The 16,733-nt window shown below is 58.8% G+C and carries 13 protein-coding genes; 12 read left to right on the forward strand and 1 reads right to left on the reverse strand.

Annotated features, from left to right (window positions below; genetic code table 11):
* The first annotated feature begins 2 nt into the window (after window positions 1–2).
* From leuB to accD, 11 genes are all read left to right on the forward strand, one after another.
* Window positions 3–1,076 (forward strand): 3-isopropylmalate dehydrogenase, encoded by a 1,074-nt coding sequence (leuB, locus tag KIK84_RS15000; protein WP_214123922.1) that lies wholly within the window; start codon window positions 3–5, stop codon window positions 1,074–1,076.
* Between the two features lie 75 nt (window positions 1,077–1,151).
* Window positions 1,152–2,345 carry an efflux RND transporter periplasmic adaptor subunit gene (locus KIK84_RS15005; protein WP_214123923.1) on the forward strand — a complete coding sequence of 398 codons (1,194 nt, stop codon included), beginning with the start codon at window positions 1,152–1,154 and terminating at the stop codon, window positions 2,343–2,345.
* A gap of 2 nt (window positions 2,346–2,347) precedes the next feature.
* Window positions 2,348–4,339, forward strand: coding sequence for a MacB family efflux pump subunit (locus KIK84_RS15010; protein ID WP_214123924.1), 1,992 nt, complete (start codon window positions 2,348–2,350; stop codon window positions 4,337–4,339).
* Window positions 4,340–4,583: 244 nt separating this feature from the next.
* Window positions 4,584–5,714: an aspartate-semialdehyde dehydrogenase gene (gene asd, locus KIK84_RS15015; protein WP_214123925.1), complete on the forward strand. Its 1,131-nt coding sequence runs from the start codon at window positions 4,584–4,586 to the stop codon at window positions 5,712–5,714.
* A 224-nt stretch (window positions 5,715–5,938) separates the two neighbouring features.
* A complete protein-coding gene (locus KIK84_RS15020) occupies window positions 5,939–8,317 on the forward strand; it encodes a motility hub landmark protein FimV (protein ID WP_214123926.1) in 2,379 nt (792 codons plus the stop codon).
* A gap of 6 nt (window positions 8,318–8,323) precedes the next feature.
* Window positions 8,324–9,106 (forward strand): tRNA pseudouridine(38-40) synthase TruA, encoded by a 783-nt coding sequence (gene truA / locus KIK84_RS15025; protein WP_214123927.1) that lies wholly within the window; start codon window positions 8,324–8,326, stop codon window positions 9,104–9,106.
* Window positions 9,107–9,125: 19 nt separating this feature from the next.
* Window positions 9,126–9,815 carry a phosphoribosylanthranilate isomerase gene (locus KIK84_RS15030; RefSeq protein ID WP_214123928.1) on the forward strand — a complete coding sequence of 230 codons (690 nt, stop codon included), beginning with the start codon at window positions 9,126–9,128 and terminating at the stop codon, window positions 9,813–9,815.
* Window positions 9,816–9,862: 47 nt separating this feature from the next.
* Window positions 9,863–11,158 (forward strand): tryptophan synthase subunit beta, encoded by a 1,296-nt coding sequence (gene trpB, locus KIK84_RS15035; RefSeq protein WP_214123929.1) that lies wholly within the window; start codon window positions 9,863–9,865, stop codon window positions 11,156–11,158.
* Window positions 11,155–11,985 carry a tryptophan synthase subunit alpha gene (gene trpA, locus KIK84_RS15040; protein ID WP_214123930.1) on the forward strand — a complete coding sequence of 277 codons (831 nt, stop codon included), beginning with the start codon at window positions 11,155–11,157 and terminating at the stop codon, window positions 11,983–11,985. The genes trpB and trpA overlap by 4 nt, the downstream gene beginning before the upstream one ends.
* Before the next feature lie 22 nt (window positions 11,986–12,007).
* Window positions 12,008–13,447 carry an efflux transporter outer membrane subunit gene (locus tag KIK84_RS15045; RefSeq protein WP_214123931.1) on the forward strand — a complete coding sequence of 480 codons (1,440 nt, stop codon included), beginning with the start codon at window positions 12,008–12,010 and terminating at the stop codon, window positions 13,445–13,447.
* 75 nt (window positions 13,448–13,522) lie between these two features.
* The gene (gene accD / locus KIK84_RS15050; protein ID WP_214123932.1) at window positions 13,523–14,395 is read left to right on the forward strand and encodes an acetyl-CoA carboxylase, carboxyltransferase subunit beta; all 873 of its coding nucleotides are present in this window, start codon (window positions 13,523–13,525) and stop codon (window positions 14,393–14,395) included.
* Between the two features lie 103 nt (window positions 14,396–14,498).
* Here the strand turns inward: accD and KIK84_RS15055 are convergent, their stop codons facing one another.
* Complete coding sequence (locus tag KIK84_RS15055; protein WP_214123933.1) at window positions 14,499–15,068, reverse strand: YggT family protein; 570 nt, start codon at window positions 15,066–15,068, stop codon at window positions 14,499–14,501.
* Between the two features lie 117 nt (window positions 15,069–15,185).
* Here KIK84_RS15055 and lysS point away from each other — a divergent pair, with 117 nt between their 5' ends.
* A complete protein-coding gene (lysS, locus tag KIK84_RS15060; RefSeq protein ID WP_214123934.1) occupies window positions 15,186–16,727 on the forward strand; it encodes a lysine--tRNA ligase in 1,542 nt (513 codons plus the stop codon).
* Window positions 16,728–16,733 lie beyond the last annotated feature (6 nt).

The raw sequence follows: 16,733 nt of genomic DNA on the forward strand, positions 1-16,733 counted from the left end.
TTATGAAAATCGCAATTTTGCCGGGTGACGGCATTGGTACAGAAATCATGGCCGAGGCGGTCAAGGTGCTCAAGGCGCTGAACCTGCCGCTGGAAATGGAAACCGCCTTGGTAGGCGGCGCTGCCTACGAGGCGCACGGCCACCCCCTGCCCGAGTCCACCCTGAACCTGGCCAAGTCGGCCGACGCCGTGCTGTTTGGCGCGGTGGGCGACTGGAAATACGACAAGCTGGAGCGCCACCTGCGACCCGAGCAAGCCATTTTGGGCCTGCGCAAGCACATGGGCCTGTTTGCCAACTTCCGCCCCGCCATTTGCTACGAGCAGCTGGTGGGTGCTTCCAGCCTCAAGCCGGAGCTGATTGCGGGCTTGGACATCCTCATCATCCGCGAGCTGACGGGCGATATTTACTTTGGCACCCCACGCGGTCGCCGCACAGCCACCGACGGCCTGTTCCCCGGCACCGAGGAAGCGTTTGACACCATGCGCTACAGCCGCCCCGAGATTGAGCGCATTGCCCACGTGGCCTTCCAAGCCGCCCGCAAGCGCAACAAAAAAGTGACCAGCGTGGACAAGAACAACGTGCTGGAAACCTCGCAACTGTGGAAAGACGTGATGGTCGAAATCGGCCAGCAGTACCCCGATGTGGAGCTGGAGCACATGCTGGTGGACAACGCCGCCATGCAACTGGTCAAAGCGCCCAAGAAGTTCGACGTGCTGGTGACTGGCAATATGTTTGGCGACATCCTGAGCGATGAAGCCTCCATGCTGACAGGCTCCATTGGCATGCTGCCCAGCGCCAGTCTGAACAGCAAAAACCAAGGCCTGTACGAGCCCAGCCACGGCAGCGCACCGGACATCGCAGGCAAAGGCATTGCCAACCCACTGGCCACCATCCTGTCCGCCGCCATGATGCTGCGCTTTAGCCTGAACCAAGAGGCTGCCGCCCAGCGCATCGAAGCCGCTGTGCAAACGGTGCTGCAACAAGGCCTGCGCACCGCCGACATCTACAGCGAAGGCACCACCAAAGTCAGCACCAGCCAGATGGGTGATGCGGTGGTGAAAGCGCTAGCAGCCTGAAACTTTTAGGGTACTACCGTAACAAGGCAGAATGCAGGCCCACAGGCTTGCTTCTGCCTTTCTTGTATCTGCACCATGAAACGTTGGTTCACACTCCCCAAAATCATTCTGGCCGTGGTCGTCATGGCCATCGCAGCGGTACTGCTGCAACGCTGGTTAGCCCCAGCCCCCAATGCGCCCCAAGTCAATACCTCTGCGGTGGACAAAGGCAATTTGGAAGAAACCGTGCTGGCCACTGGCACGTTTGCCGCCATCAAGCAGGTGAACGTGGGGGCCCGTGTATCGGGGCAGATCAAAACCCTGCGCGTGAAGCTGGGTGATGCGGTGAAAAAGGGGGATCTGATTGCCGAGATCGACTCCACCACCCAGGAAAACACGCTGCGCGACGCGCAGGCCTCGCTGCAAAGTGCGCAAGCTGTGCTCAAGGTCAAGCAAACCACGCTGCGTCAAGCAGAACTCACCGCCAAACGCCAACGCGATCTGCTAGCGGCACAAGCAGGAACCCAGGCCGATGTAGAGACAGCCGAAGCCGCGCTGGACACGGCTAGGGCCGAATTGACCGCGCAAGAAGCCACAGTCCAGCAAGCGCGCATTACCGTGGACACGGCGCAAGCCAACTTGGCCTACTGCACCATCACCGCGCCCATGGATGGCACCATCGTGGCGGTAGCGATTGAACAGGGACAGACCGTCAACGCCAACCAGTCCTCACCCACCATCGTCAAACTGGCGCAACTGGGCACCATGCTCATCAAAGCCAAAATTTCAGAAGCCGACATTCCCCGCGTAAAGCCGGGCATGCGAGCCACCTTCTCCCTGCTGGGCGACCCCGATAAGCAATGGAACACCAAGGTCTACGCCATAGAACCGGGCGACACCACCACCACCGATACCAGCACCACCACGACCAGTAGCTCCTCCAGTAGTTCTGCCATCTACTACAACGCACTCTTCCAAGTAGCCAACCCCGAACAAGACTTGCGCATCAACATGACCGCGCAAATAAGCATTGTTCTGGCCGAAGCCAAGGAGTCCCTGCTCATACCCAGCACGGCACTGGGCAAACCGCTTGGCAATGGGTGGTATGAGGTGAAAGTACAGACCAACGACCAGCAGCTGCAAATGCGCAAAGTGCGTATTGGCCTGAACAACCGAGTGCGCGCCCAAGTGTTGGAAGGCCTGCAGGCGGGCGAGAGGGTCGTCACGAGCGAAGCCAAGGCGGGTAACAAAAGCACTAACCAACGCGGCGGCCCACCCGGATTCTTCTGAGCATGAGCGATCTTCTCGTCTTATCCGACCTGTGGCGTGAATTCCCCGCAGGCGACAGCACCGTGGCGGTGCTGCGCGAAGTGAACCTGACCATACGCGCAGGGGAAATGGTGGCCATCATGGGGCCATCGGGTTCGGGCAAATCCACGCTCATGAACATTCTGGGCTGCTTGGACAAACCCAACCGTGGCACCTACCGCGTCGCGGGCAAAAACACGGCGGACATGCAGCCCGATGAGCTGGCACAACTGCGGCGTGAATACTTTGGCTTCATCTTCCAGCGTTACCAACTATTGGGCGATATGACGGCTTTGGGCAATGTGGAAATGCCTGCCATTTACGCTGGCTTATCCGCACCCAATCGCCACGCGCGTGCCAAAGCCTTGCTGGAGCGCTTGGGTTTGGGCGAACGCCTAGGGCACCGCCCAGGCCAACTATCAGGGGGGCAGCAACAGCGGGTATCGATTGCCCGTGCCTTGATGAATGGCGGCAAGGTCATCCTGGCTGATGAGCCCACAGGCGCGCTCGACCAAGCCAGTGGCCGGGAAGTCATGACCATTTTGAAAGAGCTGCATGCGCAGGGCCACACCATTATTTTGGTCACGCACGATGCGCATGTAGCGCAGCACGCTGATCGCATCATCGAGATTCGCGATGGCCGCATCGTGGCCGATCAACGCAAGGAATCGAGCACTACCACAGCCACAGCGATCCGCACACCCGACACATCTCCGCCACCTGCACAGGGTAGTGCCCCCCGCCCTTGGTGGCAGCACTGGGGAAACTGGTGGCAATCCCAAGCCTTACTGGAAGCAGCACAGATGGCAGTGCGCGCCATGCTGGGCCACAAGTTGCGCACCCTGCTCACCATGCTGGGCATCATCATTGGCATCGCCTCGGTGGTGTCGGTGGTGGGCTTGGGAGAAGGCTCCAAGCAAAAAGTGCTCTCCAACATCAGCTCCTTGGGCACCAACACCATCAGCATCATGCCAGGCAAAGGCTTTGGCGACCGCACGGCAGGGCGCATCCGCACCCTGCGCAATCGCGATGCCATCGCCATACGCCAGCTGGACTATGTAGACAGCGTGACCCCGGTAGTCACCATCAGCAGTGGTCTGCGCTACCGCGATACCGATGTATCGGCTTCCATCAGTGGCGTGGGTGAAGACTTTTTCCGTGTGCGCGGCTACACCTTGGAGCAAGGCCAAGGCTTCTCTACCGAATCGGTGCGCCGCCAAATGCTGGAGGCCGTCATCGACAGCAATACCTACAAAAGCCTCTTTCCTTACGGCGACGAGGCTTTGGGTCAAGTGATTGTGGTGGACACAGTGCCCGTGGTCATCGTGGGTGTCACCGCCCCCAAAAGCAGCCCCATGGGTAACGATGACTCGCTCAACATCTGGGTGCCCTACACCACGGCCATGTCGCGCATGACAGGGCGCGACTACCTGAGCAGCATCACGGTGCGCATCAACAGCAAGGCATCCAGCGCTGCCGCTGAACAAGGCATTTACGATCTGCTGGCACAACGGCACGGCAAGGTGGACTTTTTCTTGATGAACAGCGATAGCATTCGCCAAACCATCGAAGAGACTTCGATGACCATCACTTTGCTCATCTCCGCCATTGCCTTCATTTCCTTGCTGGTGGGTGGCATTGGAGTGATGAACATCATGCTGGTGTCGGTGACCGAACGAACCGGCGAAATTGGCATTCGCATGGCAGTGGGTGCACGGCAAAGCGATATCCTGCGTCAGTTCCTCATTGAAGCCACGCTGGTGTGCATCATCGGCGGCACCATGGGCCTGCTGTTGGCCTTGGGTGCTGGACTGGCGTTCGCCTATTTCTCGAGCAACAATTTCAGCATGGTGATTTCCACCACCGCAGTGGCAGGAGCTCTGGGCGTTTCCACAGCAATTGGAATGATTTTTGGCCTACTGCCAGCCCGCAGTGCCGCCAAACTCGACCCAGTCGAAGCCCTCGCTAGGCCTTGATGCATGGGGGCCGAGAGGCGTTTTGCGAATCCCCCGCTACAATGGGGGCATGTTTGCCGTGAGCCCCCTCTCCCCTAAGACCAGCAAAATAGCTTGCTTGGCTGTGGCTCAGTGCGCAACCATCTCCAAAACCACGACGATTAAGGGCTAGCTCAGCCTGGTTCGTCGTGCGCCCTCCCCGGCCAGACGAGCCGGGCAAGCAGGCCCCTTACGTGGACTGTTTTTAACTTGAAAGGGCGTTGATATGAGCAAGTTGGTAGGTTTGGTCGGCTGGCGTGGCATGGTCGGCTCTGTGTTGATGGATCGCATGGCCGCCGAGCGCGATTTCGATCTGATTGAACCGGTTTTCTTTTCCACTTCCAATGCAGGCGGCGCAGCCCCCGCAATGGCCAAAAACGAAACCAAGCTGCAAGATGCGCACGACATCAACGCCCTCAAGCGCTGCGACATCATCATCAGCTGCCAAGGCGGTGACTACACCACCGAAGTATTCCCCCAACTGCGCGCAGCAGGCTGGAATGGCCACTGGATTGACGCTGCATCGACCCTGCGCATGAAAGACGACGCTGTCATCGTGCTCGACCCCGTGAACCTGAATGTCATCAAAGACTCTCTGTCCAAAGGCGGCAAGAACTGGATTGGCGGCAACTGCACCGTGAGTTGTATGCTGATGGGCGTGGGTGCTTTGTACAAGGCCGGTCTGGTGGAGTGGATGTCCACCCAAACTTACCAAGCGGCGTCTGGTGGTGGTGCGCAGCACATGCGCGAACTGCTGACCCAGTTCGGCACCCTCAACAGCGAAGTCAAAGCCTTGCTGGACGACCCCAAGAGCGCCATTTTGGAAATCGATCGCAAGATCATCGCCAAACAACGCAGTCTGAGCGCCGCTGAAACCGCCAACTTCGGTGTGCCACTGGGTGGCTCTTTGATCCCTTGGATCGACAAGGACATGGGCAATGGCGTGAGCCGCGAAGAATGGAAGGGCATGGCCGAGACCAACAAGATCCTGGGCCAAGGCGAAGGCTTTAACAGTGCAGCCATTCCAGTGGATGGTTTCTGCGTGCGCATCGGCGCCATGCGCTGCCACAGCCAAGCATTGACCTTCAAGCTCAAAAAAGACGTGCCCGTGGCTGATATCGAAGCCATGATCGCCGCCGACAACCAGTGGGTCAAAGTGGTGCCCAATACCCGTGAGGCCACCGTCCAAGACCTGACACCTGTAGCAGTCACTGGCACTCTGACAATCCCCGTTGGTCGTGTACGCAAAATGGCCATGGGCCCTGAGTACGTTGGTGCCTTCACCATCGGCGACCAGTTGCTGTGGGGGGCCGCTGAACCCCTGCGCCGCATGTTGCGCATTTTGTTGGACGCGTAATCTGGCACATCCCTAACCGTGCTTGTGCGTTGTCACAGGACAACATTGCAAGCACGGCACACCAACAATCCCCGCCTTGCCAGACATAAAGTCCTGCCTTAGCTTGTCAAGCTAAAACATTGCTGTTATGGTACTTTTGGTATGTATTTACTCAAGCCCCGGAGCATCTATGCGCCATTTAATCCACAGGCTTGAGGCTGTCGGAGGCTTTTAAATTGAATTCCATGTCCCCTCGTTGGCAAAAAAGTGCTGTCGCCATCGCGACTTTCATGGTTCTGGGCCTTCCCAATGCGCATGCACTGTCTTTGGGCAGATTGACCGTGCTTTCTGGCTTGGGCGAACCTCTGCGCGCAGAGATTGACATCGCAGAACTCAGTCCCGAAGAAGCCGAAACCCTCAAGGTAGGGCCAGCTTCTCCCAACGCATTTGTTGCTGCAGGCATGGAATACAACCCAGCCATGACCAACTTGCAGGTTTCCTTGCAACGCAAGGCAGATGGCAAACCATACTTGCGGCTGAGCAGCGACAAAATGGTCAACGAACCTTTTGTGGATTTGTTGCTGGAAACTACTTGGGCCTCTGGGCGCATCGTCAGAGACTATGTGATGCTGTTTGACCCCCCGCATCTGCGAGCCAATGCTGCACCAACCTTGGCACAAGCCACCACCGCTGCACCCCCTGCAACAAGCAGTGCAGGTGCAGCCAAAGACAACGGCAAGCCCAACAACAGCACCGCCAACGCCAGTGCGACAGCACGTGCAAATACCAACAGCAAACCAGCTACAGCCAAGAGCCCTACCGCATCTGATACGCCACCAGTCAATAGCAAATCGGCCCCTGCCAGCAGCGGTGATGCGGTGACGGTAAAAAATGGTGACACGGCCATCAAGATTGCCGAACGAACCAAGGCTGATGGTGTTTCTTTGGATCAAATGTTGGTTGCACTGTTGCAAACCAATCCCAATGCCTTTGTTGCATCCAACCTCAACCGTTTGCGCAGTGGCGCTGTACTGAACATTCCCAGCAGTGAAACCGCACAGTCTGTCAGTCCTGCTGAAGCCCGCAAAATTGTGGTGGCGCACAGCAAGGACTTCGACAGCTACCGCCAAGGTGTGGCAGCCAAGGCTTCCGAGGTTGCTACGGAGTCTGCTGGGCGCGAAGCTTCCGGCACTATCAAGTCGCAAATAGAAGACAAAAAGTCAAACACGACCCCCGACAAACTCACCTTGTCAAAAGGCTCTGTACAAACACAAGCAGCGGACAAAATTGCCAAAGAAAAAGAAAGCAAACAACTCAACGAACGCAATTCTGAGCTCAATAAAAACATTGAAGAGTTGAACAAAATCAGTGCTGCTGCAGGCACCTCTGCACCTGCCAAAGCACCAGCCCCCCCCACACCCGCTCCTGCACCAGCGGTAACAGCAAGCCCAGCACCTGCCCCAGCTGAGCCACCTCCTGCGCCAGCGGCACCCCCTGCACCCGTTACCCCTGAGGCAGCTCCGACACCACCCAAAGTAGTAGCGCCTCCTCCGCCCCCTCCTGCTGAGGAACCATCCCTTGTAGACACATTGCTAGAAGATCCATTGATCCCCGCTGCAGGCGCAGGTCTGCTGGCGTTGATCGGTGGCTATATTGCTTTTCGCATCCGCCAAAAAAAGAAAAGTGAGCAAGGCAATGACAGCTCCTTCCTAGAAAGCCGTCTTCAACCCGACTCCTTCTTTGGTTCCACTGGTGGTCAAAAAATTGACACCAACCAAGAGGCAGCAGCCTCGTCCATGGTTTATTCCCCCAGTCAATTAGATGCCGCTGACGATGTGGATCCTGTGGCTGAAGCCGATGTGTATTTGGCCTATGGCCGTGACTTGCAGGCCGAAGAAATCCTCAAAGAAGCTGCACAAACCCAACCCGGCCGCATCGCCGTCTACACCAAACTGATGGATATTTATGCCAAACGCAAAGATGTCCAAAGCTTGGAAGCAACGGCTCGCGAATTGCTCAAGTACACAGGTCAACAAGGCGATGATTGGGCGCATGCCTGCAAACTGGGTCTGTCGGTGGACCCCAACAATCCGCTGTACCAAACCACCGATGTCGACACCATCGACATCGATGTCCCCCCCGCACTTGACGCAGATGAAGGATTCAGCAGTACCAAAGGCAATACCGGCTCAGCGCCACTGAGCTCGGTGGATTTGGATTTGGATTTGGACTTTTCACCTGAAACCGCCGCCAAGAGCAGCGCAGCCCCCAGCAACCAAGTGGAATTCACTATGGATGCGCCCGATATCCTCTTGGATGAACCGGAAGAACCCAGCCCAGCATCAAACGATAGCAAGTCCACATCGCCAATCGAGTTGCCATCTACCTTCATGGATCTAGACATGGCCGGCATGTCGCTGGATCTGAACAGCGCGCCAGCCCCGTTGGCATCAGCACCAGACTCCGTGTCCGACAACCCACTGGAAACCAAACTGGCTTTGGCCGATGAATTCATGTCCATCGGCGATGAAGATGGTGCCCGCGCATTGATCGAAGAAGTGCTGGCGGAAGCCTCTGGGGATATGCGCAGCAAAGCCCAACAAGCGTTGGCCAACCTCAAGTAACACTGCGTGAGGGTTGCGTTAGGAGTTAGCTACCAAGGCCAGGCATACAGGGGTTGGCAAAGCCAACCCAATGTGCCGACGGTGCAAGATGCACTGGAAAAGGCTTTGGGTCGTTTCACATCCACCAAAATCGGTACCCTGTGCGCAGGGCGTACCGATGCGGGCGTGCACGCCCTGATGCAGGTGGTTCACTTCGATACCGACTGCGAACGCACTCCCTATTCGTGGATACGCGGCACGAATGCCAACTTGCCTCGGGACATAGCGGTGCAATGGGCCGTCATCACCAACGAAGGCTTTCATTGCCGTGCCAGCGCACTGTCTCGCCGCTATGCCTATGTGCTACTGGACTCTCCCATTCGCCCCAGCATGGAGCAAGGTCGAGTCGGCTGGACCTTCAATCCACTGGACGCCGAAGCAATGCGCCAAGCAGCCCAACACTTGCTGGGTGAGCACGACTTCAGCTCTTTCCGGGCCGCCGAATGCCAAGCCATCAGCCCCATCAAAACCATGCTGGAAATCAGCATAGACAAACGCGGCGCCTACTGGCGGTTTGAGTTTGAAGCCAATGCCTTTTTGCACCACATGATCCGCAACATCATGGGGTGTTTGGTCATGATTGGCCAAGGCAAGCGCCCCCCCAGTTGGATGCTGGAGGTACTGCAAGCCCGTGACCGCAAAGTGGCAGCCCCCACCTTCTCCCCCGATGGTTTGTACTTCCTAGGCCCGCGCTACGCCCCCGAATGGGACATGCCAGAGCGCACCCCGGCTTTTGACTACCTGCCATAAAAACGCCAGAACACACACCATGACGCAGCGCACCCGTATCAAGATTTGTGGCTTGACCCGTGAAGCCGATGTGGACGCAGCAGTTGCGGCAGGGGCCGATGCACTGGGTTTTGTGCTCTACGCCAAAAGTCCCCGCGCAGTCAGTTTGGAGCGCGCCCAAAAATTGGTACGCCGCCTGCCACCCTTCGTCACTCCCGTACTGCTGTTTGTGAACGCCTCAGTGGATGAAGTACAACAAGCCCTGCAGGCGATACCCCACGCTTGTTTGCAATTCCACGGTGACGAAACACCAGCGGACTGCCAAGTGCTGACAAACCAGTACCGCCATCCCTTCATACGCGCAGCCCGTATTCCGTTGGGCGATGCGGCCAGCGGCTTTAACCTCGTACAATTTGCGCAAGATTATTCGCATGCACAAGCCATACTGCTCGACGCCTTGGTAGACGGGTACGGTGGCGGTGGAAAGACATTCAATTGGTCACTGCTTCCAACAAACGTGGACGCTCCCCTCGTCTTGAGTGGTGGGCTCACACCTGCAAACGTGGGCGATGGCATAGCCCAGCTCAAGCCACGCTGTAAAGCGCTGGCTGTGGACATCAGCTCGGGCGTAGAAGCCACAGACGCTGATGGCAAACCCCTCAAAGGCATCAAAGATGCCAGCAAAATTCACCAATTCGTAGCTGCCGTTCGCGCTGCCGACGCCTTGTAATCACCTAAGGCCGCAGTCCGTGCGTGCAGCCCTGCAGGAGTTGCACCATGTTTGAATACCAACAACCCGACCTCAAAGGCCACTTTGGCCCCTACGGTGGCAGTTTTGTCTCCGAGACACTGACACACGCCATCAAAGAGCTCAAAGATGCTTATGCGCGCTACCAGAACGACCCGGCATTCCTGGCCGAGTTCCAAGACGAGCTGGCGCACTTTGTAGGCCGTCCTTCCCCCGTGTACCACGCTGCACGCACCAGCCGCGAAGTGGGTGGCGCGCAAATTTTCCTCAAGCGCGAAGACCTCAACCACACCGGGGCACACAAGATCAACAACGTGATCGGCCAAGCCTTGCTGGCCAAGCGCATGGGCAAACCCCGTGTGATCGCCGAAACCGGCGCTGGCCAGCACGGTGTGGCCACCGCTACCATTTGCGCCCGCTATGGTTTGGAATGCGTGGTCTACATGGGCAGCGAGGACGTGAAACGCCAAAGCCCCAACGTGTACCGCATGAAACTCTTGGGCGCCACCGTCGTGCCCGTAGAAAGCGGCAGCAAGACGCTGAAAGACGCGCTCAACGAGGCCATGCGCGACTGGGTGGCTAATGTGGACAACACCTTCTACATCATCGGCACGGTGGCCGGCCCCCACCCTTACCCGATGATGGTGCGGGATTTCCAAAGCGTCATCGGCAACGAATGCCTAGTGCAAATGCCCGAGATGCTGGCGCGCGCTGGCTGCCAAACCGAGCAACCCGATACCGTGGTCGCTTGCGTGGGGGGCGGTAGCAATGCCATGGGCATTTTCTACCCCTATATCGGCCACGAGGCGACCAAACTGTACGGCGTAGAAGCTGCTGGTGAAGGGCTGGACAGCGGCAAGCACTCGGCCAGCATCCAGCGCGGTGCACCCGGCGTTTTGCACGGCAACCGCACCTATGTGCTGCAAGACGACAACGGGCAAGTGACCGAAACCCACAGCATCAGCGCGGGCCTCGATTACCCCGGCGTCGGCCCGGAGCACGCCTACCTGGCCGATATTCAGCGTGCCCAGTACGTTGGCATCACCGACCAAGAGGCGCTACAAGCCTTCCACTACCTGTGCCGAACCGAGGGCATCATCCCCGCGCTGGAAAGCAGTCACGCCGTGGCCTACGGCATGAAACTGGCCAAAACCATGCGCCCGGATCAGTCCGTGCTGATCAACCTATCTGGCCGTGGCGACAAAGACATCGGAACCGTGGCTGACTTGTCCAAGGCCGACTTCTACTGTCGCCCCAGCTGCCGTGGCCAATCGGTCAAAGGCGGCGAAGCCCCCATCACCATCGTGCCAGGAGCATCCGCATGAGCCGCATTGCCAACACTTTCCAAAACCTGCAAGCGCAAGGCCGCAAAGCACTCATCCCCTTTGTGACTGCGGGCTTTCCGTATGCCGACATCACGCCCGAACTGATGCACGCCATGGTGGCCGGTGGTGCTGACGTGATCGAGCTGGGTGTGCCCTTCTCCGACCCCAGCGCTGACGGCCCGGTGATCCAGCAAGCCGGCGACAAAGCCTTGGCTTTTGGCATTGGCTTGGTGCAAGTGCTGGACATGGTGCGCCTATTCCGCCAAACCAATACCAGTACACCCGTGGTGCTGATGGGCTATGCCAACCCGGTAGAGCGCTACGACCAAAAACACGCGACAGCCGGTGTGCCTAGCGCCTTCGTGCGCGATGCAGCAGAGGCAGGCGTCGATGGCGTGCTGATCGTGGACTATCCACCCGAGGAATGCGAAGCATTCGCTGCCAACTTGCGCGCCCATGGCATGGATTTGATCTTCTTGCTCGCTCCCACCAGCACCGATGAGCGCATGGCCCAAGTGGCCCGCATCGCCAGTGGCTATGTGTACTACGTATCGCTCAAAGGCGTGACGGGTGCTGGCACCTTGGACACCGCAGCGGTGCAAGCCATGCTGCCCCGCATTCGCAAGCACATCCATATCCCAGTGGGTGTAGGTTTTGGCATCCGCGATGCGCACACCGCCCAGGCCATCGGATCGGTGGCCGATGCGGTGGTCATAGGCAGCCGCATCATCCAGTTGATTGGTGACAAAAACCGTGCAGAGGTAGCCCCTACAGCCCAGACGTTTATGCAGGGGATTCGCACCGCATTGGACAATGCATCGTCGTAAACCACTGAGCACCCCATCGTCTATGCCCAAGCCCACATTGCCACAGTCAGTACCAACATACCGCATGCGCTCCTGCTTTGGGGCTGTGGGCTTGGCTTGGGGGCTTGGGATAGCAGCACTTGGCTTGAGCGCCTGCGCCAGCCGTGCTCCGGCCACTTTGAGCGAGTCAGTGCCACAAGGCAGTGCCATTCCTGACCAGTTAGGCCCCGCCGACGGCCCCGTTGCCACCCTGAGCCCCACTGCATGGCGCGACATCGTGACCGATCCACGTTTGGTACAACTGGTCGAACAAGCCCTGCAAAACAACTTGGACTTGCGCACCGCAGCCCTGAACATCGATGCCGCCCGCGCCAGTTACCGCATCAGCGAAGCCAACCAGCTGCCTACGCTCAATGCCTCGGCATCGGTCACCCGCTCGGCTACCGGTGATGCATCGCCCACCAACCGCTACAACGTGTCCTTGGGCCTTGCCTCGTGGGAGATCGACCTGTGGGGACGCCTTGGCCAACTCAAGGCCGCTGCCTTGGCCAGCTACATGGCTACCGAAGAAACCAAGGCCAGTGTGCAAACCACCCTCATTACCGAGGTGGTGCAGGCTTGGCTGACCCTGGCAGCCGACCAATCGCTGGCACGCCTGTCCCAAGAAACCTTGGCAGCCCGCCAGTCCACCTTGGAACTCACGCAGCGCAAAGTGGACTTGGGAGCCGCCTCGCAATTGGATTGGGCCACCGCCCGCGCCAGTGTCGAGACCGCCCGCGCCTCCTTGGCATCGGCCCAGTCCCAAGTGGAACAAGACCGCAATGCCCTGCGTTTGCTGCTGGGCAGTGAGCCCGCAGCCAAACTGCTGCCCACCGACCATGAAGACACCCAGCTCGTGGCCCTGCCACCTGTGCCAGCCAACTTGGCATCCACCGTGCTGCTGCGCCGCCCAGATGTGCGCTCTGCCGAGCGCAGCCTGCAAGCCCAGCAGGCCAACTTGGCCGCTGCACGCGCCGCGTTGCTGCCCACCATCAGCCTGACCAGTTCGATAGGCCAATCCAGCAGCACACTGGAAGACCTGATGAAAGACAGCGCCCGCACTTGGAGCATTGCCCCATCCATCAGCTTGCCGATTTTTGATGGCGGTACCAGCCGCGCCAACGTTCAAGCAGCTGATGTGAAGCAACAACTGGCGCTGACCAGCTACCAAAAAACGCTGCAAAACGCCTTCCAAGAAACCGCCGATGCCTTGGCCGTGCGCCGACATCTGGGCGAACGCTTAGCCGCGCAGCAAGCCCAAGTGCAAGCTTACGAGACCGTGCTGCGCCTGACCGAGAAGCAGCGCGAACTGGGGGCGGCATCCACCGCCGCTGTGCTGACCGCCCAGCTCAACCTGTTTTCCGCCCAGCAAAGCCTGATCAGCCTGCGCCTGACCGAACAGAGCAACCGCCTCACGCTCTACAAGGTCATGGGCGGCGTCTAAAAGCCATGCGGCATAATTCGCCCCTTCCGATTGCAACGGGCGCAAGGTGCCCAGCACTTCCAGGAGTACCTATATATGAGTTGGCTTGAGAAACTGCTTCCCCCCAAAATCCAACACACCGATCCGGCTGACCGCCGGGGTGTCCCCGAGGGGTTGTGGATCAAGTGCCCCAGCTGCGAGAGCGTGCTGTACAAAACCGACCTGGAGCAAAACCAGAACGTCTGCCCCACCTGCTCGCACCACCACCGCATTGGTGCCCGCGCCCGTTTGGACGCCTTTTTGGACGCTGAAGGCCGCTACGAAATCGGCCAAGAGGTGCTGCCAGTGGATGCGCTCAAGTTCAAAGACAGCCGCAAATACCCTGAGCGCCTCAAAGAGGCCATGGACAACACCGGCGAGACCGACTCCCTGATCGTGATGGGTGGTGCGGTGCACGGCATCAGCTTGGTGGCGGCGTGCTTCGAGTTCGAATTCATGGGCGGCTCCATGGGCTCGGTAGTGGGTGAGCGTTTTGTACGGGGCGTGGAAACCGCCATCGAGCAAAAAGTGCCCTTCCTGTGCTTTACCGCAACAGGTGGCGCGCGCATGCAAGAAGGTCTGCTGTCCCTGATGCAAATGGCCAAAACCAACGCCGCGCTGACGCGCCTGGCCAAAAAAGGCCTGCCCTACATCAGCGTGCTGACCGACCCCACCATGGGCGGCGTCAGCGCGGGCTTTGCCTTTGTGGGGGATATCGTGATTGCCGAGCCCAAGGCCTTGATCGGCTTTGCGGGCCCGCGCGTGATCGAGAGCACCGTGCGCGTGAAACTGCCCGAAGGCTTCCAACGCGCCGAATTCCTGCAAGAAAAAGGTGCCGTGGACTTTATTTGCGATCGCCGCGAACTGCGCAAAACCGTGGCCGACTCGCTGGCCATGCTGCAACGCCTGCCCGCCGACGCGGTGATGTAAAGCGATTTACCCATAAAAATGGGCCGCAAGGCCCATGCAATAAGCTGGAGCAGCTATAAAAACCATAGCACTCCAGTTTTTTTATGCGCCGTACTCGGCCCTATCAAGCCAAGCGCATCAGCACTTCGGCCTGCAGGTACTGCTGCACCAATAAGGCAATTTGCAGCAGTACCAGCAAGGCCAAGGGCGACAAATCCACTCCCCCCATCAAGGGCAGCACTCGGCGAATGGGGGCCAACAACGGTGCCACCAAACGCTGCAGCACATCTGTCCACGGCGACTGGGTGGGCACCCACGAGAGCACAGCGTGCATGAGCGTGAGCACCACCAAGCCAGTCAGTGCCAAGCGCAACAGCCCCATGAGGGCCAACCACGGCAGCGACACGGCGTGGGCCTGCAGGCCTTGGAGCAACCACAACACCGCATACTCGACCAACTGCGCCAAGAAAGCGGCCAGCAAGCTGGCCATATCCGAACGCCCCACGGCAGGGATCACGCGGCGCAGGGGCAGCACGATCCAATTGGTCAGTGCAAAGATCAACCCCGCCAAGGGATTGCCCGAGCGCACCGACAGCGGAATGTGCTGCCACTGCATGTACCAGCGCAGCAAGCACAGGGAGGTAAAGAGGCCGATGACCACTTCAAGCAAGAGATTGGCTATGGAGTACAGCATGGCTTAGCAAGCAAAACAGTGCATGGAAGGTTGCGCATCATACGGCGGCTGCGCACAGCCCCACTTACAATGGTGGGTTCGATTGCTAGTCCCTAGCCCCAACCTTTGTACACCGCCATGACCGATACCACACAGACCCCTGTTGTCGATGAAAACCAGCTGATCCACGAACGCCGCGAAAAACTCAAGGCCTTGCGCGAGGCTCAGGCTGCCGGTCAGGGCGTGGCTTTCCCCAACGACTTTGCGCCCACCCACAAAGCGCAAGAATTGTTCGAGGCGTGGAATGACAAAACCCCCGAAGAACTGACCGCCAGCTCGGTGAGCGTGAAAGTGGCTGGCCGCATGATGCTCAAGCGCGTCATGGGCAAAGCCAGCTTCTGTACCGTGCAAGACGCCTCCTTTGGCGTCAGCGGTGGTCGCATCCAGCTCTACGTACGCGGTGAAGACGTGGGCGCAGAGGTGTATGCCGCCTTCAAGCACTGGGATTTGGGCGACATCGTGGCCGCAGAAGGCACGCTGTTCAAAACCAAAACAGGCGAACTCTCCATCCACGCCACCAGCATCCGCCTGCTGACCAAAAGTCTGCGCCCCATGCCCGACAAGTTCCACGGCATGACCGATCAGGAGCAGAAATACCGCCAACGCTACGTGGACTTGATGACCGACGTGGACGCCCGCAAGCGCTTCGTGGCGCGCAGCAAGGCCGTGAGCGGCATGCGTGAATTCATGGTGCAGCACGGCTTTTTGGAAGTCGAAACGCCCATGCTGCACCCCATTCCCGGTGGAGCCAACGCCAAGCCCTTCATCACCCACCACAACGCGCTGGACCAAGAAATGTTCCTGCGCATCGCGCCCGAGCTCTACCTCAAGCGCCTGATCGTCGGTGGCTTTGACCGCGTGTTCGAAATCAACCGCAACTTCCGCAACGAAGGCATCTCGGTGCGCCACAACCCCGAGTTCACCATGATGGAGTTCTACGCGGCCTACTGGAACTACCGCGACCTGATGGATTTCACCGAAGCCTTGGTGCGCGATGCCGCACAAAAAGCCGTGGGCACCTTGCAGCTGACCTACGGTGGCAAGAGCGTGGATTTGGCGCAGCCCTTTGAGCGCCTGACCATCGTGGACGCCATCCGCAAGTACACCGAAGCGGGCGACAACGTGCTCAGCAGCGCATGGCTGATCGAGGCCCTCAAGAAACTGGGCATGAGCGAAGAGAAAGACCGCCTCTCCACCCGCAGCTTGGCCAGCCTGCAAGTGCTGTACTTTGAGGAAGTGGTGGAAGAAAAGCTGTGGCAGCCCACTTTCATCATGGAGCACCCCACCGAGATCAGCCCCTTGGCACGCGCCAACGACCAGCGCCCCGAAGTGACCGAGCGCTTTGAGCTCTACATCACCGGACGCGAATTCGGCAACGGATTCTCCGAACTCAACGATGCCGAAGACCAAGCCGCCCGCTTCCAAGCCCAGGTGGCTGCCAAAGACAGCGGCGACGACGAGGCCATGTACTACGACCACGACTACGTGCGTGCGCTCGAATACGGCCTGCCGCCCACCGGCGGCTGTGGCATTGGCATCGACCGCTTGATGATGCTCTTGACCGACAGTGCCAGCATCCGCGACATCATTTTGTTCCCTGCCCTGCGCCGCGAAGCCTGAAACTAC

Origin of the sequence: Curvibacter sp. CHRR-16 (genome assembly GCF_018474005.1) — a bacterium.
Classification (GTDB): Bacteria; Pseudomonadota; Gammaproteobacteria; order Burkholderiales; family Burkholderiaceae_C; genus Allorhodoferax.